The sequence below is a fragment of the Vibrio sp. Vb0598 genome (assembly GCF_033338935.1).
Taxonomy (GTDB): Bacteria; Pseudomonadota; Gammaproteobacteria; order Enterobacterales; family Vibrionaceae; genus Vibrio; species Vibrio alginolyticus.
Map to the genome: position 1 here is coordinate 1 of NZ_JAWOTP010000289.1, position 1053 is coordinate 1053.

Below are 1053 nucleotides of genomic sequence, written 5' to 3' on the forward strand. Positions count from 1 at the left end.
TACCTCGCCTAGCCGAAGGTAAAGAAATCCCATGTTTCGCGCTAACTAGCCCAGAGGCTGGCTCAGACGCAGGCTCAATCCCAGATTACGGCGTCGTTTGTAAAGGAGAATGGGAAGGCAAAGAAGTGTTGGGTATGCGTCTAACGTGGAACAAACGCTACATCACACTTGCACCTGTTGCGACGGTACTTGGCCTTGCATTCAAACTGCGTGACCCAGAAGGCCTGCTTGGTGATAAAGAAGATCTTGGTATCACATGTGCGCTGATCCCAACGGATGTGAAAGGTGTAGAAATCGGCAACCGTCATTTCCCACTAAACGTGCCATTCCAGAACGGTCCAACCTGTGGTAAAGACATTTTCGTTCCTATCGATTTCATCATCGGTGGTGAGAAAATGGCAGGGCAAGGCTGGCGCATGCTGGTGGAATGTCTGTCGGTCGGCCGTGGCATCACGCTACCTTCTAACTCGACGGGTGGTATCAAATCGGCTGCGATGGCAACGGGTGCATACTCTCGCATTCGTCGTCAGTTCAAACAACCAATCGGTCACATGGAAGGCGTTGAAGAGCCATTGGCGCGTCTTGGCGGTAATGCATACGTCATGGATGCGGCCAGCAATCTAACTGTTGCAGGTATCGACCTAGGTGAAAAGCCATCGGTTATTTCTGCAATTGTGAAGTACCACTGTACCCACCGCGGTCAACAAAGCATCATCGACGCGATGGACATTGTCGGCGGTAAAGGCATTTGTTTAGGCCCTTCGAACTTCCTCGCTCGTGGCTACCAAGGCTCTCCAATCGCCGTAACGGTAGAAGGTGCAAACATTCTGACTCGTTCGATGATCATCTTCGGTCAAGGTGCGATTCGTTGTCACCCATATGTACTTGAAGAAATGAACGCAGCTTACTCAGAAGCGAGCGACGCGGTTGAGAAATTCGACAAAGCGTTAGCTGGCCATGTGAGCTTTACCATGAGTAACCTCGTTCGCAGTATTTGGTTTGGTTTGAGCGATGGTCTCGGTTCATCGGCACCGACTAAAGATTCTACGACAC

Annotated in this window: 1 protein-coding gene; it reads left to right on the forward strand. The window is 50.8% G+C overall.

The window, feature by feature from the left end; translation table 11 throughout:
- The coding region (locus R7Q38_RS24755) for an acyl-CoA dehydrogenase (protein ID WP_318114716.1) at positions 1–1053 on the forward strand (1053 nt) is incomplete at both ends.